The 17,356-nt window shown below is 48.4% G+C and carries 23 protein-coding genes and 1 tRNA gene; 19 read left to right on the top strand and 5 right to left on the bottom strand.

Translation table 11 applies throughout. The annotated features are described in order from the left end of the window. Positions 1-73 precede the first annotated feature (73 nt). Positions 74-325 (bottom strand): hypothetical protein, encoded by a 252-nt coding sequence (locus KTG12_RS18450; protein WP_224204424.1) that lies wholly within the window; start codon positions 323-325, stop codon positions 74-76. On the opposite strand from KTG12_RS18450, the gene KTG12_RS18445 reads away from it, so the two are divergent. From KTG12_RS18445 to KTG12_RS18420, 6 genes are all read left to right on the top strand, one after another. Further along, positions 312-518, top strand: a complete 207-nt coding sequence (locus KTG12_RS18445) for a helix-turn-helix domain-containing protein (RefSeq protein ID WP_229055528.1) — start codon at positions 312-314, stop codon at positions 516-518. The genes KTG12_RS18450 and KTG12_RS18445 overlap by 14 nt on opposite strands. A gap of 65 nt (positions 519-583) precedes the next feature. Next, the gene (locus KTG12_RS18440; protein ID WP_046452023.1) at positions 584-2,140 is read left to right on the top strand and encodes a DUF6493 family protein; all 1,557 of its coding nucleotides are present in this window, start codon (positions 584-586) and stop codon (positions 2,138-2,140) included. A gap of 62 nt (positions 2,141-2,202) precedes the next feature. Continuing rightward, positions 2,203-3,240 (top strand): agmatine/peptidylarginine deiminase, encoded by a 1,038-nt coding sequence (locus KTG12_RS18435; RefSeq protein WP_138273411.1) that lies wholly within the window; start codon positions 2,203-2,205, stop codon positions 3,238-3,240. A 38-nt stretch (positions 3,241-3,278) separates the two neighbouring features. Then, positions 3,279-4,154 carry a carbon-nitrogen hydrolase gene (locus tag KTG12_RS18430; protein WP_005638659.1) on the top strand — a complete coding sequence of 292 codons (876 nt, stop codon included), beginning with the start codon at positions 3,279-3,281 and terminating at the stop codon, positions 4,152-4,154. Beyond that, positions 4,151-5,152: an aminodeoxychorismate synthase component I gene (locus KTG12_RS18425; protein ID WP_046452024.1), complete on the top strand. Its 1,002-nt coding sequence runs from the start codon at positions 4,151-4,153 to the stop codon at positions 5,150-5,152. The genes KTG12_RS18430 and KTG12_RS18425 overlap by 4 nt, the downstream gene beginning before the upstream one ends. After that, on the top strand, positions 5,136-5,726 hold the full coding sequence (locus tag KTG12_RS18420; protein ID WP_005643986.1) for an aminotransferase class IV: 591 nt from the start codon (positions 5,136-5,138) through the stop codon (positions 5,724-5,726). Before KTG12_RS18425 ends, KTG12_RS18420 begins: the two co-directional genes overlap by 17 nt. Here KTG12_RS18420 and KTG12_RS18415 read toward each other — a convergent pair. Beyond that, positions 5,648-6,394 carry a murein L,D-transpeptidase catalytic domain family protein gene (locus KTG12_RS18415; RefSeq protein WP_005648795.1) on the bottom strand — a complete coding sequence of 249 codons (747 nt, stop codon included), beginning with the start codon at positions 6,392-6,394 and terminating at the stop codon, positions 5,648-5,650. The two genes, KTG12_RS18420 and KTG12_RS18415, sit on opposite strands and share 79 nt — an antisense overlap. Positions 6,395-6,427: 33 nt before the next feature. Next, positions 6,428-7,444 (bottom strand): L,D-transpeptidase, encoded by a 1,017-nt coding sequence (locus KTG12_RS18410; protein ID WP_121955723.1) that lies wholly within the window; start codon positions 7,442-7,444, stop codon positions 6,428-6,430. 495 nt (positions 7,445-7,939) lie between these two features. Between KTG12_RS18410 and KTG12_RS18405 the strand changes: the two genes are divergently transcribed. Further along, positions 7,940-8,146, top strand: coding sequence for a hypothetical protein (locus KTG12_RS18405; RefSeq protein ID WP_122204613.1), 207 nt, complete (start codon positions 7,940-7,942; stop codon positions 8,144-8,146). A 586-nt stretch (positions 8,147-8,732) separates the two neighbouring features. On the opposite strand, the gene KTG12_RS18400 is transcribed toward KTG12_RS18405, so the two are convergent. After that, a complete protein-coding gene (locus KTG12_RS18400) occupies positions 8,733-8,996 on the bottom strand; it encodes a hypothetical protein (protein ID WP_122115170.1) in 264 nt (87 codons plus the stop codon). A gap of 1 nt (position 8,997) precedes the next feature. Then, positions 8,998-9,804: a S24 family peptidase gene (locus KTG12_RS18395; protein ID WP_229094091.1), complete on the bottom strand. Its 807-nt coding sequence runs from the start codon at positions 9,802-9,804 to the stop codon at positions 8,998-9,000. 122 nt (positions 9,805-9,926) lie between these two features. Here KTG12_RS18395 and KTG12_RS18390 point away from each other — a divergent pair, with 122 nt between their 5' ends. The 12 genes from KTG12_RS18390 to KTG12_RS18335 all read left to right on the top strand — a co-directional run bounded on the left by KTG12_RS18390 (position 9,927) and on the right by KTG12_RS18335 (position 17,355). Next, positions 9,927-10,151, top strand: a complete 225-nt coding sequence (locus KTG12_RS18390; protein WP_122204614.1) for a hypothetical protein — start codon at positions 9,927-9,929, stop codon at positions 10,149-10,151. 11 nt (positions 10,152-10,162) lie between these two features. Next, positions 10,163-10,831 (top strand): BRO family protein, encoded by a 669-nt coding sequence (locus tag KTG12_RS18385; protein WP_122204615.1) that lies wholly within the window; start codon positions 10,163-10,165, stop codon positions 10,829-10,831. 114 nt (positions 10,832-10,945) lie between these two features. Next, entirely contained in the window at positions 10,946-11,320 is a 375-nt protein-coding gene (locus KTG12_RS18380) for a hypothetical protein (RefSeq protein WP_122204616.1), read from the top strand. 12 nt (positions 11,321-11,332) lie between these two features. Further along, positions 11,333-11,569: a hypothetical protein gene (locus KTG12_RS18375; protein WP_122204617.1), complete on the top strand. Its 237-nt coding sequence runs from the start codon at positions 11,333-11,335 to the stop codon at positions 11,567-11,569. Positions 11,570-11,630: 61 nt separating this feature from the next. Next, positions 11,631-11,712 (top strand) — tRNA-Thr (locus KTG12_RS18370). A gap of 29 nt (positions 11,713-11,741) precedes the next feature. Continuing rightward, complete coding sequence (locus tag KTG12_RS18365; protein WP_122204618.1) at positions 11,742-13,817, top strand: hypothetical protein; 2,076 nt, start codon at positions 11,742-11,744, stop codon at positions 13,815-13,817. Between the two features lie 23 nt (positions 13,818-13,840). After that, complete coding sequence (locus KTG12_RS18360) at positions 13,841-14,773, top strand: AAA family ATPase (RefSeq protein ID WP_122115162.1); 933 nt, start codon at positions 13,841-13,843, stop codon at positions 14,771-14,773. Positions 14,774-14,775: 2 nt separating this feature from the next. Continuing rightward, on the top strand, positions 14,776-15,414 hold the full coding sequence (locus KTG12_RS18355) for an ATP-binding protein (protein ID WP_122204619.1): 639 nt from the start codon (positions 14,776-14,778) through the stop codon (positions 15,412-15,414). Positions 15,415-15,433: 19 nt separating this feature from the next. Continuing rightward, a complete protein-coding gene (locus tag KTG12_RS18350) occupies positions 15,434-15,928 on the top strand; it encodes a hypothetical protein (protein ID WP_147379183.1) in 495 nt (164 codons plus the stop codon). 6 nt (positions 15,929-15,934) lie between these two features. After that, positions 15,935-16,186: a hypothetical protein gene (locus tag KTG12_RS18345; RefSeq protein WP_122204621.1), complete on the top strand. Its 252-nt coding sequence runs from the start codon at positions 15,935-15,937 to the stop codon at positions 16,184-16,186. An 18-nt stretch (positions 16,187-16,204) separates the two neighbouring features. Further along, positions 16,205-16,849, top strand: a complete 645-nt coding sequence (locus KTG12_RS18340; protein WP_122115158.1) for a DUF3164 family protein — start codon at positions 16,205-16,207, stop codon at positions 16,847-16,849. Next, positions 16,813-17,355, top strand: coding sequence for a hypothetical protein (locus KTG12_RS18335; RefSeq protein ID WP_147379856.1), 543 nt, complete (start codon positions 16,813-16,815; stop codon positions 17,353-17,355). The genes KTG12_RS18340 and KTG12_RS18335 overlap by 37 nt, the downstream gene beginning before the upstream one ends. The last annotated feature ends 1 nt before the right edge of the window (position 17,356 follow it).

Below are 17,356 nucleotides of genomic sequence, written 5' to 3'. Positions count from 1 at the left end.
ATTTTTATAGTCAACGAAAAAAAGAAGGCGCATCGGGTATTACGACACACCTTCTTTTTATTGGAGTTTAGTGTCAATTTACAACAGGTTGTAAAGATATCGTGAACGGCTCTTCTTCGGTGCCTTTCACTCCTTCATCAATGAAGGGGAAAGATTCGGAAGCCTTATAGATTCCGCTTTCCGGCATTTCCCATTCCGGTTCAGGATCGTTTTCCACCAATTCCAATTTCCAATCGGGTTCTTCAACAACCGTCGGCGTAGGATCATCGTCTTGATGGACACCTGTTGGGAAAAATCGTATCTCTCCGTTATTGCAGACTTTCACAGGCGAAAATTTCAACGGATACATCAATCGGCTGAGACTCGATTATTTGCTTGTGCTGCTGAAAGATTTCAAGCATTATACGATTGAGGCTGTCGCTATCGATTCCGGTTTTGGCAATGTGCGAACCTACCAGCGCATTTTTAGAGACAAATATGGCATGACACCCATGGAATACCGGAAAACACAAGGGTAAATGGATACTTTGTCTGATGGGTGTATTTTTCTCCGTATATTTGTATCGCACAATATTGAAGTAGTATGGAAAGAATAGAAAAACAACCCTTCATTCGGGAAGAAATGCGTATTCCGGATGTCACGGATATGGATGGGCTGGTTTCTCTGATGGGCCGTTCGATGGATAACGAAGAGAGTTTCCATATCGATTTACTTTTGGCCTCTTTGTCCCGTATGCATCCGTTTGTAAAGCAGGAGGATGTGGAACGTATGGTTCCGGTTTTCGAAATGGCCCGTACCGTTGTGGAGGGAGGAAAAGACGGGGTAGGAGAATTGGATGTGTTGGCAGCGTCTTTTCTTCTTGATTATGCTCAAATGCTTACCGGATCGGAAAGACGTGTCAAAAGCTCGAAACAACAATCATTTCAGGACTATAAACCCTATCTGGATCTTGTAAAATTGGCTTTTAACCGGATAAAAGATTATAATACGCTGCCTTTGCTATCGACACCGACCCACCGTCCGGCTTGGATCGATCCGTCCGTGCTTGTCTCTCGGTTGTCTGCATATCAGAAAAAGAGAATCAAACCGGACAGTCTGGACTTTCAAATCGCACTTTCGCGTGTGGCATTGGATGATACGGAAGAGGCTGTCCGGTTAACCGAACAAGAGTTGGCGGGCGAATATCGCGAGCTATTGCTTTTCTTGTTCAAGCCGGAAGCACGCCCTAATGGTCCTTTTACGTTTCAGGCTGTCTGGATGACCGCCGCTTTGGTCAAAAGTCCTGATACCGTCTATGACGAGTTCAAGGATTTTCCTTATTCTGCTGTGAACCGGGCCTATCTGACGGGAGATATTCCATGCGATGTGTTTACTTTCGAAAAGCCGTTTGGGAAAGTCGATCGTATCTTGCAGTTGATTCCGCCGGTAAGTAAGAATGTTGCGATAAAGTGGAGGTTTGGAGGTTATGCCTTATATATGGCTTATCGTCCTTGTTCCCGTATTCCGCTTTTGGTGGAGACTTTTTGGAAGGTTCCTTTGCGGGAGAAGGACCTGAAGAGATTTTTGTTGCTTTCTCCGAATGCACCTCGGATTTGGTTGGCTTTATTGGTGCGGGATCGCGTAAGGGATGCTTATTGGAACGATTTGGAACTAGCAAGGCTTAACCTGGTTGCTCTTGATACCCTGCGCGAACTTGATTTGGAGTGGAGAGGGGGGATGGCTTTGACATACCTGGCGGTGTGCCTGTTGAGCATTGATCGTCCTATTCGTTTGTGTGCGGCGAATCTTTGGGGCGAACTTGTGGAAAAAGACCTGATAGACAATGTGGCATTAGGTCGGGTGTTGGGGAAGATCCAAGCGTTGGAATGGGCTCCTGCGCAGAGAGTTTCAGGTTTGGTTGTCGAAATGTTGATAAATAGATCATCTTTTCATAACAAAGAACTGTCTGTGCTGTTTGTCTCTTTCTTGTCTTGCCTGCCGGAAAATCCGGTAAAGGATTTAAAGCGGTTATTGGAAGTTTTTGCGGAACTTCAAACAGTCAATAACTGGCCGAAGGTGACATACGCACCGCTTCTTTGTTTGCTTGAGACGTGGAAGAAAAACAGCAAGTTGACAGAGGTGATAGAATCTTTGTATTAAGAATGATGGAAAATAAGCCTATATTTGTGCCGCAATACAATCGCATATTTTATTAAACGCAGATGGAAAATAAAATCATATTACCGGCGGAATGGTATCCGCAAAGTGCCGTCCAGTTGACATGGCCGCATGATGAAACGGATTGGGCGCCTATATTAGACGAGGTGATTCCTTGTTTTGTATCGATTGCCAAGGAGGTGATCAAACATGAGAAGCTCTTGATTGTCTGTCCGGACGAACAGGAAGTACGCAGACAATTGGGCGATGTGGATGACAGCCGGATCATTTTCAGGGAGATGGCGACGAATGATACCTGGGCACGTGATCATGGCGGCATTACTGTATTCGACCAGGGAGAACCAGTCGTGTATGACTTTGTGTTCAACGGGTGGGGGATGAAGTTCGCGGCGAATCTGGATAACCTGGTTACGCGTAACCTGTCGGTACAGGGAACATTTGCTGACGGGGTTCAGGTCATCAATATGCAACCGTTTGTCTTGGAAGGCGGCAGTATCGAATCGGATGGCAAGGGAACACTGTTGACGACGGTCGAATGTCTTTCGTCTCAGAATCGGAACGAATATCTGCAAAAGGAAGAGTTGGAAGCCTATCTGAAGGATGTCTTCGGCTTTGAACGCATCTTATGGCTGGAAAATGGTTATCTTGCCGGTGATGATACGGACAGCCATATCGATACGCTGGCACGGTTCTGTAGCGAAGATACGATTGCGTACGTGCAGTGCAAGGATGAGTCGGATGAACATTTCGAGGAGTTGCAAGCGATGGAACAGGAGTTACAGGCTTTCAGACAGGCTGACGGCAAACCTTACCGGTTAATCGCCTTGCCGATGGCGGACCCTGTGGAATGGGAGGGAGAACGTCTTCCTGCCACTTATGCCAATTTTTTGATTATCAACGGGGCTGTGTTGTTACCCTATTATAAATCTCCGAAGGACGAACTGGCGAAGAAAGCTTTGCAACAGGCTTTTCCGGAGCGTGAGATTATAGGAATCAATTGCTTGCCGTTGATTAAACAACATGGTTCGCTACATTGTGTGACGATGCAGTACCCGGAGGGAGTCGTGTCAATTGACAATTGAGGTTTCAAATCTAAATCATAAATTATAAATCATAAATCATGAAGTTAGGGCTGGTGCAGCAGGCGAATAGCAGTGATCGGGCTGCTAATATTGAGAAACTGAAACAAAATATTCGGGCTTGTGCTTTGCAAGGAGCTGAATTGGTCGTTTTGCAGGAGTTGCATAACGGGCTTTATTTTTGCCAGACGGAGAATACCGAAGTGTTCGATCAGGCTGAACCGATTCCAGGACCTTCTACAGAGGGCTTCGGAGCGTTGGCAAAGGAACTGGGGATCGTACTGGTACTTTCTTTGTTTGAGAAACGAGCTCCCGGTCTGTATCATAATACGGCTGTCGTTATTGAGAAAGACGGCGCTATTGCCGGAAAATATCGTAAAATGCATATTCCGGATGATCCGGCCTATTATGAGAAGTTCTATTTTACTCCCGGTGATCTCGGATTTGAGCCGATCGAGACTTCTGTTGGTAAATTGGGTGTATTGGTTTGTTGGGATCAGTGGTATCCCGAAGCAGCCCGCCTGATGGCGATGAAAGGAGCGGAACTGCTGATTTATCCGACAGCTATCGGTTGGGAAAGCAGTGACACGGAGGAAGAGAAAAAACGCCAGTTAGGAGCGTGGGTAACTGTTCAGCGGGGGCATGCCGTAGCCAATGGTCTTCCGGTCGTTACGGTAAACCGGGTAGGACACGAGGCCGATCCGTCCAGACAAACGAATGGCATTCAGTTCTGGGGAAACAGTTTCGTCGCTGGTCCGCAGGGTGAACTTTTGGCCGAACTTTCCAATAATGATGAAGAAATACGAATTGTGGAGATCGACAAGACGCGTAGCGAGAATGTCCGCCGTTGGTGGCCTTTCTTCCGAGATCGCCGTATCGATGCTTTTGGTGGTTTGACCGAACGTTTTCTGATATGAGATTCTATAACCGCATAGAGGCCGTCTGCCGTATGAACCGATTGGGTGCGGAAAGGCGGCCTTTCCTGTTTGTGATCGATTACAAGCAAGAGCAGGTGATTGTGGAAGAGCCGGATCAGATCGATTCGGAGGCATTGCTCTACAATCTGGACGGTGTGACGAATGTTGCGACTGCAAGCCGTATGAATGATCGGGAGAACCGAACTTCTGCGATCCGATGGGAAACATTCCCTATCACACAATCGGCCTACGCCGACTCGTTTCATAAGGTGGTCGGACATATCCGGGCCGGAAACTCCTATCTGGTCAATCTGACTTGCGCCACTCCTGTTCGGACCGATCTGAGCTTGAAGGACGTTTTTGTCAGTTCGGAAGCCCGGTATAAGCTCTGGATGAAAGACCGTTTTGTCGTTTTCTCTCCTGAGATATTCGTGAAGATTCGGGATGAACATATCTATTCCTATCCGATGAAAGGGACGATCGATGCTACATTGCCGGATGCCCGCAGGCGGATATTAGAAGATCCGAAGGAAACGGCCGAACATGCTACGATTGTCGACCTGATCCGCAATGACCTCAGTATGGTGGCGACCGAGGTGATGGTGACCCGTTATCGCTACATAGACGAACTACCGACACATCAGGGGGCTTTGTTGCAGGTCAGTTCGGAGATCCGGGGTCGTCTTGCCGGAGGTTGGCAGGCTGAAGTGGGAGATTTGTTCTTCCGGCTCCTTCCGGCAGGTTCCATTACCGGGGCGCCCAAAAAGAAGACAATGGAGATTATCGCGGAAGCCGAGACCTACGAAAGGGGGTTTTATACGGGTGTCATGGGCTATTTTGACGGGAATAGCCTGGACAGTGCCGTTATGATCCGCTTTTTGGAACAGCAGGCGGATGGCTCGTTGATCTTTAAGAGTGGAGGGGGAATCACTTCCCAAAGTGATTTGACAAGCGAATATAATGAAATGAAGCAGAAAGTATATGTCCCTATTTATTGAAACAATCCGGATCGAGAACGGGCGGATTCATAACTTATCCTACCATAACCGGCGTATGAATGAGACACGTCGGAACGTGCTACGTCAAACCGATGTGCTTGATTTGAACGATTACATCCGCCCCGTGAACTATCGGGAGCGGACGAAGTGTCGGGTCGAATATGATGTGGATATCCGGAACGTGGAGTATGCCGCCTATCACTTCCGCCCAGTATCCTCTTTGCGGTTGGTTGTCGATGACGAAGCCGACTATCGGTATAAAAGCAGAGATCGGAGTGTGCTGAACCGCTTGTTCGCGTGCCGCGAGACAGAAGATGATGTGTTGGTCGTCCGGAAAGGGTTGTTGACCGACACCTCTATTTGCAACGTGGCATTCTGGAACAGGAAACAATGGATCACTCCCTCCGCACCGTTACTGGCAGGGACGAAGAGGGCTTCGTTGCTGGATCAGGGAGAGCTGGTTGCAGGTGATATCCGTCCGGAGGATTTACCGGGCTATTCCCGTATCAGGCTGTTCAATGCGATGATCGAGTTCGGGGAAATCGATCTTCCGGTTGATAAGATCGTGCTTTGACTCAGATACTCCTTATCGTTGGCATAGATGTAGAGTAAGGTCCCGTCCTTGATGGTGTTAATGATCGGCTTGGCAAGCGACGGGGGTAGGGCGGGACAACCGAAACTTCTTCCTAAGCGGCCCGTCGAGACGGCAACAGACGGGCTGCAATAATTCGCCCCGTGTACTACGATCGCCCGTTCTTTTGCCCGGTCGTTGATCCCTTTTTCCAAGCCGTTCAGGACTAAGGAATAGCCATTTTTGCCCTGATAGGTATTTTCCGTAACGAAAAATCCCAATGAACTTTTGTAAGAATTGACTTTGTTGGAGAAAGAAGTGGCGTAATTTCCTCCGCTGTTTTTTCCGTGTGAGACGAGAGAGGAGAACAGGAGTCTCTTATGCCGGATATCCAGGACGTAAAGCCGTTCTTCCGTGGAAGGCTTTGTGAAGTCGATTAGGGTAATGATATCCTTGTTACGCCGTTCGATTGCCTGTGCTCCGGTTATCGCCTGTTCGAAAGCGGTATAGTCCACCATACTATCCAGCTGCATATCAGCATAGAGCTGTCGGCATACCGAAGACATGGCCGCCGCGGGATCAGCCGGAATCAGGGGAGACGAACTTCTGGTTGTCGTATAATTAGCCGGAAGAAATAATAAAAACAAGTATAAACAGATACGCAATAACATAAGATTGAATAATGTCGCACAAAGATAAGACTTTTAATCAAAAACGAAAACAATAGTCTCATTTACAGGTGCCCAATCATAAACGAACTTGGCGTGAGAGGTCGCATTCCGGACGCACATATGGGAGCGTGGGGTCGTTCCAAGTGTTGGGCTGTATTCGATCAGCGACTTGCGTGGCGCGTTTACCGGGACCCCGTGGATATAACCTCCGTTGGTGAACCGGCTGGCATAAGGAGCGAATCCGCCTGTCTCTTTGCTGCCGTCTACGAGGTAAATCATCCTTGCCTTCTTTTCCTGAACGACAAATATGCCTAATGGCGTTTCCTGTGCGTATGGAGGACGGTGCTGCCCTGTTGTGGCCGGATTCATGCTTCTGACCAACCATTTGGAACCTGCATGTTCGAGTGTTGCGATGTTCTGGTTGGTGACGTCGACGAATATGGCCTTGTCGAACGTGACGCTATCGGCTATCGACTTGACATATTTTCCGGGAACCAGCCATTCCCCGTTTGTATAGATCGTTTGGATACGGAAAAGGCGGTTGCTGTCATCAAGCAATTTCACAAGAGCACCGTCACGGCCATAGCGTTCGGCAGTCAGTGTATCTTCCGGCAGATATAGCGGGACAGATTGGTAACGTTCGATACCTAAAGTGTCGGAAACCCGCTTGTAAGCATCGCGATGAAACTTCCGGACCAGCGGGGCTTCCCCGTTCTTGTTCCTGTAGTTTTGAAAGATCGCCCAACGGGACGGTTTCTGTCGAAGCGAATCGAGCAGACGGAGACCGGCACGGATCTTATCCCATTGGAATTCCCGCATTGTATCCTTGTATGGGTAAGTATCGGCCAACGTATGCTGGTCGTAAAGCAGTTCCTTTTCTATAACGGTTTCAATGAGGGGAGGGGCCGCCTCCGGTACTGTTTCTGCAACGGGAGTGTCTAGTCCGGGTAAACCAGGTCCTTGCGGCTCTCCTGGCTTTGTCGTACAGAAACTCAGTGTGGAAAGGCAAAGCAACAAGAGTATGGGAACTGTTTTCATTGTATCTGTCATTCTATTCATTATATAAATATAAACAAAAGAATAGAACGATTGTTTGTTTTTCTTTTTTTATTCTATAAGGGGCAAAACGAAAAGTCATAATGGGGATAGTTTGGAGTTGTATGTTATATAAAAGATATACAATGAATTACAGAAAAAATAGAAGAGGTTGAGAGAAAAAACGAAAAGTATAGGTTTGTTTAATTGACTTGCATTGGAGTTGAAAAAATGAGGGTTGAAACAAGGGAGTTGGGGATAGTGTTTGAAAGAAGATTTAAGCGTGATTAAAATATGCCTTGCAATCCGCCAGATTTAGGCGCTGTGAAGTGGCTTTTGGAGTTAGTACAATGGTTTGAATGCAGACATCAGAAGGAGGCTTTAAACGGCCTCCTTTTTTTGTTGTCTGATGGCAGGTGTTTGGTGGATGAAAGAAAAAATATTTTATTCAAAAACTTCCAAATAATAATTATTTGGTATATTTGTAGCATAAAACATTCTAAATAAGACATGACGAAAGTTATACATGTACATCTGATATTTGAGAAGAAGAACTACTATTTCGGGTCTATTTCAGCGATCTTCAACACCCTCACAGAGGAGGAAATAGGGATCACAAAGAGTAGCCTTTTACATGCCGGAATGACGGATGGCAGCTGTAAAGTGACCAAACGGGCTATGATCATACAATCGCACCTGATTAGGGGTGGCAAATAGTTGAAATGCAATAGTTTAAATATATAATCCAGTTTCAATCCGTTTTGGGGCGGTGTTTCGGCTTTTTTAGCTGGAATGCTGCCTTTTTTTATCTCCAACCTATACATTTCGTTTTTTGGCGTTTTTGGGGTTGGGGATAGTGTTGGAGATAGTGTTGGGGATAGTATTTTCGTAAAAAACGAGCCGTTCGGATGGGGGTTATTGGGTTAAATTCAGTTAAAACAATAGGGTTTAGATATGATTAGAGGGGGGCTATTTCCATAGTTTTGCGGGGTTGGAATGGTTGTTGTAATTATATTTAATTGAAATACAATTTGTTATGGTGTTTTTTATTAGGTTTAGGTATAGATAATGCCGGGGAAATGGCTAAATTTGCAAAAAAAGGAGGTGTTTTATGATCATAAGTTGCCTTATATCAAAAATAAAAGAATGGAAAGAAAAGCGCCTTAGAAAGAAAATCATTCTAAGGCTACTTGTGAACCGCAACCATAATCCGGACGGCAATCGAACCGCATTTGAGGCTGATAATATTATCCGTTATATCAAATCCGGTTTGCCCTATTCCGTGGAATAATAACTGGAGGTGTTACCCCATGATCTCCCAATCTTCATAGCCTTGGGCTTTTAGCTCTTTGATTCGTTCTTGATGCTTGATGGCCTCCCCGAAATCCTGAAAGAAAGGGGTTCCACGGTATTCGTCATACAACTTTTGTTTCTGCTCACGTGTCAGTTCCGGTTCGTCTGGATGTTTTTCTTTCCAATAATACTCATAGAAGTAAATCGGATTGAACCGCAGGCGGCGGAACTCTTTCTCAAACTCGGATATCTCGTTTAAATCAACTGTTCTCATATCAATTATTATTGTTTAAAGCCTTTTGAAACTGTTGGAATTGGGCCGTCAGTTCATCCAAGCGATCTTCCAGTTCGCCTTGTTTGCGATAATAGACCTCTTGGATATTGGGAATCTTTGCGCTGAAGTACCATTCCGCATACCATATTGTATTCAGTTCTTCTTCATATAGGTTGAAGTTGGGATAATTTTGTTTATCCGCGTTGTCAGACATGCAAACGATAAAGCCATGCTGACGCAACCGATTCTTAAGACGTTTGACATACGAACGCCCCTCCGTGTCACTTACCACATATACATAATTATCACGTATACCTTCCCATTCAGAACGTTCGATCTTGCGAATGATCAGATAACCTCCATCAAGGATAGAAGGAACCATACTATGCCCTTTTACCCGCACACAGAGATACTGCTTGCCGTCTTTTACCATGGAAGAAGGCATAGAAATAGACTCCACTTCCTCTATATAATCCGTATTACAGAATCCTGATCCGGCGGCAACAGAGATATCGACAACCGGGATACGAACAAGATCGGTATTTGCATATACTGAAGGTTCACAATCCACTTGAGAAGATTTTGGCTCTTCTTTTAGCATAGAGCCACGGCCAGTAAGGAGCCATGCTTCCGAATATCGGGGATAATTTTCAACAATAGACTGAAGCCATTTTGATTGAATATCGGTTCCGTTATTAATAGCCCTGGATAATACTCCCTTACTTGCACCAATACTTTTTTCAAATGTGGTGATTTTTATCCCCTCATTTATAGCTATTTGTTCTATACGCTGTAAAATTGTCTTCATTTTAGTTGAAAATTATCTCTATTTTATTTGCATGGTTGAAAATTATCAACCATATTTGCAAAGTCTTCCAATAGAAAGACGCTATAAAAGTACGAACAAAACATATAATAATTACAACGAATATGGAAGAAAAACGAAACGAGATCACTGTGACGCTGGTATTACAACGTGAAATCGCCAAAAAACTGGCTGTAACAGAGAGGACCGTCCAGTCTGCGCTCCGGTTTGAAACGAATAGCCCTTCAGCCAAGTTAATCCGGGCGTATGCCTTAAATCATGGAGGAAAAATGTTCGAGATCACTAAGAAAGAGGTGGATAACCCCTATAAGGAAGTAACAATCATTTAAATCGAATTGAAATGGGAAACAAATTGCAATTATTCTACAACGAGGAGGCGAACGTAACAATTCGCACGCAGCAACTGAACAACGAACCTTGGTTTGTAGCCAAGGATGTGGCAAACGCTTTAGATATCGCTTGGAGCGGTGCTACATTATCCAATATTCCAGATGATTGGAAAGGGATGATGAGTTTTAACACCCCTTCTTCTGGTGATCGCGGCGGAGGTGTGCAACAGTTGTCAGTCATCAACGAAGCGGCCCTCTACAAACTGGCGTTCCGGAGTAATAAGCCGCAGGCGGATGCCTTCGTCAACTGGGTAGCCGGTGAGGTTCTTCCCCAGCTCCGCCAGACCGGGCAGTATCGGATCAAGGGCGAGGCGGAGTGCATGCGGGAGCAACAACAGCGCCAGCGCCTGCCCCTTCCGAAGTACCGCCCGTTCTTCGAGGAATGGAAGCAGCGGGTGAAGCCCTATATCAGCCGGAACGAGTTGGCAGAGGTGGCAGAAGGTATAGGTGTTAGTTATCCGCACGTGCGCAAGGTCTATGCCGGGACATCTGTCAGCGAAGACGTGGTTCGACGGATCACCAGCCTGGCCAAGCAGAACCGAAGTCAAGGTATCACCTATCCCGACCCTGTGCCAATCTGCGAGCAGATGTGCATCGAGTGGGACAAAGAGAAATCTTAATCGCGACATATAAAGACTGCTAACCCTTACACCCGGCCAAGAGAGCTTATGACTCGCACGTAGCGGAGCGAGACCGCAGTCGGGACAAACAGATAATTCTAAAACGACAGAAAGATGGAAACAAAGAGAATCGACTACAAAGCGTTGTGTGAAGCCCCGTTTGAAATGGAATCATTGTATGAAGACAACTTCCCTATGCTGGTTTATACCGGTAGGAAAGAGGAGGAACGCCCGGTGTTCCGCGTGGTGTTCGCGAAGGGCGCGTGCAAGGTTGTCATCGGGCAGCAGGGCAAGGAGTTTTGGGGGATCATTGGCTTGGACCCGAAAACTGGCGAAACGCAATGGTACAACTACAACGACTGTGTCAGCTTGGAGAACTGGGCAGTGTTAGACCGGCTGCTGAAGACACGCTTCGGCTGGATGGAACTGACTGATCCCGCTCTCGTGATTGAAACCAAGATGCTGGCAAAGGCACAACTGGGTAATTGACAATGGAGAATTATGAAGGCGAAGGTGATACTTTACGGATGGGCATTGAGTTGGCTGTCCCTGTTTGCCGGAATCGGAACGATGGAACACGGCAGCATGCTGACGGGAAGTCTGCTCTGTTCGGTCTGGTTCTTCTTCAGCTACATGTTGATCGGTAACGAAGCGGCTTGCAAGCGCGAAGTAGTCCGTTTCGAAGAATGGATGGTTCGGCTGCTTGGTGGCAGCGACAAGGATAAACAATCGGTTTAGGTCTCAATTAATATTGGTTTTGGTTTAGCATCGGTACGCGGCCCGCGGTACGAGGGTGGTATCCCGGATAGTTCAGTCAGGCAGAACAATCGGAACTGGTAATTCAGGCGATATGGTCAGCGGTTCGAATCCGCTTCCGGGAACAATGATAAATTTCTAAAAACGGAACGATATGGAATTCTACAAGAATCAACTGTGCATATCATACACTGAGCTGACGGCAGGCGATCCGTTGGCGGTTGATCCGCTGAAACGGCCGATCCTGTCGGAGTCCAACTTCAAATATTACAAGAAGACGGGCAAACTGCAGGTGCTGAACCGTGCCTGTTACGGTACGCCCGCTTTGGTTCTTTATGCCTCCCTGCCCGACTGCGTCAAGCAGGAGGTGGAAGCCCGCAAGGGGGAAACCTTCGAAACCGAACCGAAACGCTATGTGCTGAAAGAGATGATCCGACGCGACCCGATGGCAGAGCAGTTCTTCCGAGGCTGGACTTTCGAGGGGCGTCCGTACGACCACCTAAAGCCGGAATATGTCGAGTTGTACGTTGCCAACGCTTCGGCGTTGAACGCCGTCTTGGAGCTGACGGGCAACCGTTCGCTCTTCATCAAGCAATACGGCAAACCCTACAACCGCGTCTGGCCGGAGACCAGTCGTGAGCTGAACGAGATACAGGATGTCGTCGGCTGTCGCCTGCCTAAGAACCATCTTGCGCTGAAAAGGGTTGCCCTGAAGTACAGCGAGGAGGGTTACGAGAGTCTGATCAGCGGCAAGATGAAGAACAACAACGCCCGCAAGAACAAAGAAAGCCACCAGGAGGCACTGATCGTCGAACTGATCGGCGACGGACGCAACATCGACAACGAGACGGTGGCACGTCTCTACAATGCCGTTGCCGGCCGTATGAACTGGAAACCCATCACCGGTGCAACCGTTGCCAACTACCGCAAGGAACATCCCGAATGTTATGCCGGACGCTACGGAAAGAGTGCACTTGCCAACAACAAGCTGATGCAGGTGACACGTACAGCCCCCACTGCGCCGATGTACTTCTGGTGTGTCGACGGATGGGACACGGAACTGTTCTACCAGGCACGTGCCACTGACAGTCGTGGCCGAAGCGTTACAACCTACCATCATCGTCCCACAGTCGTTGCCATTGTCGATCCTTTCAACAAATACATCATCGGTTATGCCATCGGTCGCCACGAGTCGGCCGCACTGATCCGCCAGGCTTTCCGCAACGCTTTCGAGCATGTGAAGGAGCTGTTCGGATCCTATTTCAAGCCTTGGCAAGTGCAGACCGACAATTACGGCCGGGGCCATCTGAAGTGTTTCTACGAAGCGGTCGGCCACTGGTACACTCCGGCAGCCGTAAAAAACGCAAAGTCGAAGATCATCGAACCTTTCTTCAACCAGTTCAATCGGCAATGGCTGCGCCTTTTGCCCAACAGCAGCGGCCACGGCGTGAAGAGCCGCCAAAAGCTGCAAGTGTCTGATGACTGGATCGAGACTCACAAACGTGACTTCCCCGATTTCGAAGGATGCTGCCGGCAGTTGGTCAAGATGATCGATTTCGACCGCGCCACCAAGCGCGAGGAATACATCAACCGGTGGATCGATCTTCCCGAAACCGATCGCCAGTTGTTTACCTCTGAAGACTTCCTGCTGGCTTTTGGTGAGACAGCTGCTCCGCGTCCGCTTAGGGGTGATGGCGTGCATCTGCAGGTGGGCGGTCATCGTTTCCAGTATGAATGTTTCGACAAGGAATTTCGCAGTTATGGGCACACGACTTTCTTCCTCAAATACGATCCCTCCGACATGGACCGGGTGATCGCTGTCGAGAATATCGGTACGCAGAAAGAACCGAAAGAGGGAGGCGTGAGGTTTATCCTCGAACGCAAGTACGAACAGCCTATGGCACTGAAAGATCGTGAGGAGGGTGATGCAGAACAGCTGCACCGGGTGTTCAACTTCAACAAGGAGTATGTGGATGACATCGTTCTGAAACGTGCCCGCAGCGGCGAGATCGTCCGCGAGCTGTTTGAAGAGAACGAGGACCTGTCGAATACCCTCACTGCTCACGTGATCACCGACTCGCTGGGCCGACATAAGGATGTACGCAACGAAGTAGCCGGGCGTAAGGAACCGATCTTCCTGCTGAGAGTTCCAAAGCAGGAAGAGATCACAAACGAAGAGGACGATTTCACTTTCAGTGATGATTACAGTGACTTTTTAAATGATTTTTAAACGATATAAAAAACAGACACGATATGAACAGAAACGGATTATTGAAACACGTAGGTGACTGGATCACCCGGCTTGGATCACAGAGTAAGGTTGCAGAGAAATGTGGTATATCAGGTACCGCCCTTAGCCAATGGATGAACGGGAAGTACGGCGCGAACAGCGCCGAGCTGGAAAAACGCATCGCCTCCACTTTAGGCTATCAAGAAGACGGTTGGCAGGTGGTGACCACCATCCAGAACTACCGCAAGATCGAGTTTGTTTACCGCTCCTGCAAGCAGCAGGCTTTGTGGATGGCGATCTCGAATAAGGCGGGAAGCGGCAAGACACAAACCTTGGAACACCTCTTCAACCAGGATCTCACCGGCTCGGTTGTCTTCATCCAGGCAGAGGAGTGGAACTCCAGGCAGTTCCTCGTTGAGCTGGCCGAACGCACCTGCGGTGTACCCAAGCGAGGCTATACCGATATTCCTACCTTGCTGAAGATGATAGCGGAATATTTCAACGGTATGGCCGGTGATCACCCGGTACTGATCATTGATGAAGCCGACAAGCTGAAGCCGGCCGCCTTCCGCAAACTGATCCCCCTCTACAACCGTACCGAGCACCGTTTGGGCTGTGTGCTTGCCGGTACGGAGAACCTGCATAAAGAGATCGCCCGTGGTGTGCGTAACAACACCAAAGGCTATGACGAAATCGACAGCCGCTTGGGACGCAGCTACATCGAATTACCCGGAGCCACCGAGCAGGATGTGAAGGAAATCTGCACCGCCAACGGATTGGACGATGCCACCGCCGACCGTATCTGGAACGAGGTTGACAAGATCAAGCGCTACGTGAAAGTAACCAACAAACGGGGCGAGACCAAGGAGAAGAACCTGTTTTTCTGCGAAGACCTGCGCCGCCTGATGCGACTCGTGAAACGTGAACAGATCGCTAACCAATTCGGACAGATGTAGCGATGGGAAAGATCTTAGGCGTAAAACAATTCCTGCAGGAAAGGAAAAAAGCGATGGATTTCAGCGGGGCGTTCTATCATCTGCTGGGCCGTCCCGAACCGCAAGGCGCATGGATCATCTGGGGACAGTCGGGATCAGGGAAAACCACCTTCACCTGTCGTCTGGCGAAGTATCTCGCCGAGTTCGGCCGTGTCGCCTACCTCTCGTTGGAGGAGGGCGACAGCCTCTCGCTGCAACGTTCGTTTCAGGATGCCGGAATGATGGAAGTGAACGGACGGGTGGTGCTCCTGGACATGAACTTCGATGAGATGGTAGAAAAACTCGCAAAGCCGAAGAGTTGGGATATCGTTATCATCGACTCCTTGCAATATGCCCGCATCGACTACGATACCTATCGCGACATGCGTTCCCGCTTCCCCCGTAAGCTCTTCATCTTCATCAGTCACGCCGACGGCAAGAACCCCAAGGGTGGTGTGGCCGACAGCATCCGTTACGACTGTTCGTGCAAGATTTACGTGGAGGGTTTCCGTGCCGTGGCTGCCAGCCGTTACCTTGACCACGGACAGAAGTCGCATCCCTTCATCATCTGGGAGGAGAAGGCAGTTCTTTACTATGGACAGGATTTTGATCAAGTTAAATAACATTCAGAAACAATATAGTATGGCAACAACCAAGAGACAAACGAAAAAACATTCCCACGCCCTCTTCTGGACTTTGTTGAAGGAAACGCCGGGTTACGATCCTTGTTACAAGGAAGTGATCAAGGAGGGTATCGTACATGAACATAGCGGTGGGCGTACCACCTCGCTCAACGAGATGTATGAGAACTATCCGTCGGAGTACAGTCGGATGATCGATGCGATGAAGCCCAAGGGAGAAAAGAAACTGATGGCCTACGAGGAACGGCGCGACCTGTCTGCCAAACGGGTGATCGCCGCCATCTGCCAGTGGGTCGACAAATTGGGCTACAAGTTTCGTGACGACCGGCATAAGTTGATGTATGTGAAAGGCATCGCCTGTCGGGCGGCCAATTGCGGCAACTTCAACGCAATACCGGACGACAAACTGACAGCCATCTACAACCTCTATTGTAAGCGCAACAGCGTAGGCATAGAGGGTAACCCCGAACTGGACCACCCTGTCGGCAAAAACTAAGGAGCTATGGGTTACATTCCGATAAAGGACAAACTGGAAGAGATCGAGCGGCGTGGACGGCAGATCCGTCGCCGGCAGGAGAAACTGAAGGACGACGCAGCATTTCTTGCCGATATGCTGCTCACACGCGCCACATCCGACATGGAGGCACAGCGCCGCCTGCTTCGCGAATGGGAAGAGGAGATAGAGCAACTTGAACAGTCGCTCACCTTTCTCCGGAGCGAATACATGAAATACAAACATAAATCAAATTCATAATTCATAAATCAAAAAATCATGGAAGATTTAAGCAAACTGACAAGTAAAGATTTAGAAGCATTATTGGCAAAAAAGAGAGAAGAAGAACACCGCCAGGCGTTGGACAAACGCGCCGCCTATGAAGGCATCCGTGCTGAATTAGTACAGAAAGTTGAAAACAAAGTGCGTTCCGTGTGCGACGAAGTGAAAGGGCTGCACGCTTTTTGCGTGGATGAAATCGGAGCGTTCCGCCAAGTGCTCGCCGAGTACGGCCAGTTGCGCCGCGAGGGACAGATGTCGTTCACCGTCCAGGAGGGTTGCTTCCGTATCGAAGTGAGATCGAACAAAGTGAAACGTTTTGATGAGCGTGCCGATATCGCCGCTTCGCGCCTGATCGAGTTCCTGCAGCAGTGGATCGAGGGTAAGGATGCCGGAAGCGATGACCCGATGTACCAGTTGGCAATGACGCTTTTGGAGCGCAACAAGTATGGTGATCTCGACTATAAGTCGATCTCGAAACTCTACGAGTTGGAAGATAAGTTCGATGATCCCGAATATACCGCGATCATGAACCTTTTCAAGGAGTCACACCTGGTCGAAGGGACGGCGACCAACTTCTATTTCTTCGAGAAAGACAAGATGGGCGTATGGAAGAAACTCGAACCATCGTTCAACCGACTGTAAAACGGGTAAAATCCACTACCCTCACCCCCGGTCGCTGGATATACGTCTGCCCCTGTGGTTTCAGGTACACCGTCTGCCGGGTGGTGAGGACTTCGAGCAAGTGGATGGTCTATTGTTTTAAATGCAAACAACAAACAGGAAAATATTACAAAGTCATGGACGAACGATTGGAATTTGAAGAGAACTTCAATGGCAAGTTGAACTGCCGCTGTTTCACGACGATCCGTCTGCATCATCCGGTCAGGAATGCCATCGGGGCAGTGAAGCAAATCTATTTGAAGGGTATATGGAAAGGCAATGCGAAAATCTTGCAAGCCTCGACCATCACACTCGACCGTATCAACCTCCCGATGGCGAAGCTCGACTCAGGCCTCATGCCCGAAGAGTGCCGACGGCTGATCCGTAACCTCTATCGGAACCGCCCCGGCATCAACTGGGAGGCACAACAGTTGGACTACCTTCTTTTGGAGTATATCAACGAATCAAAAGAACCTAAATTATTTTAAG

It is taken from the genome of Parabacteroides sp. MSK.9.14, assembly GCF_019041495.1.
In the GTDB taxonomy this organism is placed as follows: domain Bacteria; phylum Bacteroidota; class Bacteroidia; order Bacteroidales; family Tannerellaceae; genus Parabacteroides; species Parabacteroides merdae.
Note: the sequence above shows the minus strand (reverse complement) of the source record. Positions and strands in the feature narration are given on the sequence as shown.

Excerpts from the sequence above, each read along its gene's own strand:
- KTG12_RS18435 (WP_138273411.1), top strand. The coding sequence starts at position 2,203 with ATGGAAAATAAAATCATATTACCGGCGGAATGGTATCCGCAAAGTGCC.
- KTG12_RS18340 (WP_122115158.1), top strand. The coding sequence starts at position 16,205 with ATGGAAGATTTAAGCAAACTGACAAGTAAAGATTTAGAAGCATTATTG.
- KTG12_RS18415 (WP_005648795.1), bottom strand. The coding sequence starts at position 6,394 with ATGTTATTGCGTATCTGTTTATACTTGTTTTTATTATTTCTTCCGGCT.
- KTG12_RS18410 (WP_121955723.1), bottom strand. The coding sequence starts at position 7,444 with ATGACAGATACAATGAAAACAGTTCCCATACTCTTGTTGCTTTGCCTT.
- KTG12_RS18355 (WP_122204619.1), top strand. The coding sequence starts at position 14,776 with ATGGGAAAGATCTTAGGCGTAAAACAATTCCTGCAGGAAAGGAAAAAA.
- KTG12_RS18405 (WP_122204613.1), top strand. The coding sequence starts at position 7,940 with ATGACGAAAGTTATACATGTACATCTGATATTTGAGAAGAAGAACTAC.
- KTG12_RS18385 (WP_122204615.1), top strand. The coding sequence starts at position 10,163 with ATGGGAAACAAATTGCAATTATTCTACAACGAGGAGGCGAACGTAACA.
- KTG12_RS18335 (WP_147379856.1), top strand. The coding sequence starts at position 16,813 with ATGGAAGAAACTCGAACCATCGTTCAACCGACTGTAAAACGGGTAAAA.
- KTG12_RS18375 (WP_122204617.1), top strand. The coding sequence starts at position 11,333 with ATGAAGGCGAAGGTGATACTTTACGGATGGGCATTGAGTTGGCTGTCC.
- KTG12_RS18350 (WP_147379183.1), top strand. The coding sequence starts at position 15,434 with ATGGCAACAACCAAGAGACAAACGAAAAAACATTCCCACGCCCTCTTC.
- KTG12_RS18400 (WP_122115170.1), bottom strand. The coding sequence starts at position 8,996 with ATGAGAACAGTTGATTTAAACGAGATATCCGAGTTTGAGAAAGAGTTC.
- KTG12_RS18345 (WP_122204621.1), top strand. The coding sequence starts at position 15,935 with ATGGGTTACATTCCGATAAAGGACAAACTGGAAGAGATCGAGCGGCGT.
- KTG12_RS18420 (WP_005643986.1), top strand. The coding sequence starts at position 5,136 with ATGTCCCTATTTATTGAAACAATCCGGATCGAGAACGGGCGGATTCAT.
- KTG12_RS18390 (WP_122204614.1), top strand. The coding sequence starts at position 9,927 with ATGGAAGAAAAACGAAACGAGATCACTGTGACGCTGGTATTACAACGT.
- KTG12_RS18425 (WP_046452024.1), top strand. The coding sequence starts at position 4,151 with ATGAGATTCTATAACCGCATAGAGGCCGTCTGCCGTATGAACCGATTG.
- KTG12_RS18440 (WP_046452023.1), top strand. The coding sequence starts at position 584 with ATGGAAAGAATAGAAAAACAACCCTTCATTCGGGAAGAAATGCGTATT.
- KTG12_RS18430 (WP_005638659.1), top strand. The coding sequence starts at position 3,279 with ATGAAGTTAGGGCTGGTGCAGCAGGCGAATAGCAGTGATCGGGCTGCT.
- KTG12_RS18395 (WP_229094091.1), bottom strand. The coding sequence starts at position 9,804 with ATGAAGACAATTTTACAGCGTATAGAACAAATAGCTATAAATGAGGGG.
- KTG12_RS18360 (WP_122115162.1), top strand. The coding sequence starts at position 13,841 with ATGAACAGAAACGGATTATTGAAACACGTAGGTGACTGGATCACCCGG.
- KTG12_RS18380 (WP_122204616.1), top strand. The coding sequence starts at position 10,946 with ATGGAAACAAAGAGAATCGACTACAAAGCGTTGTGTGAAGCCCCGTTT.
- KTG12_RS18365 (WP_122204618.1), top strand. The coding sequence starts at position 11,742 with ATGGAATTCTACAAGAATCAACTGTGCATATCATACACTGAGCTGACG.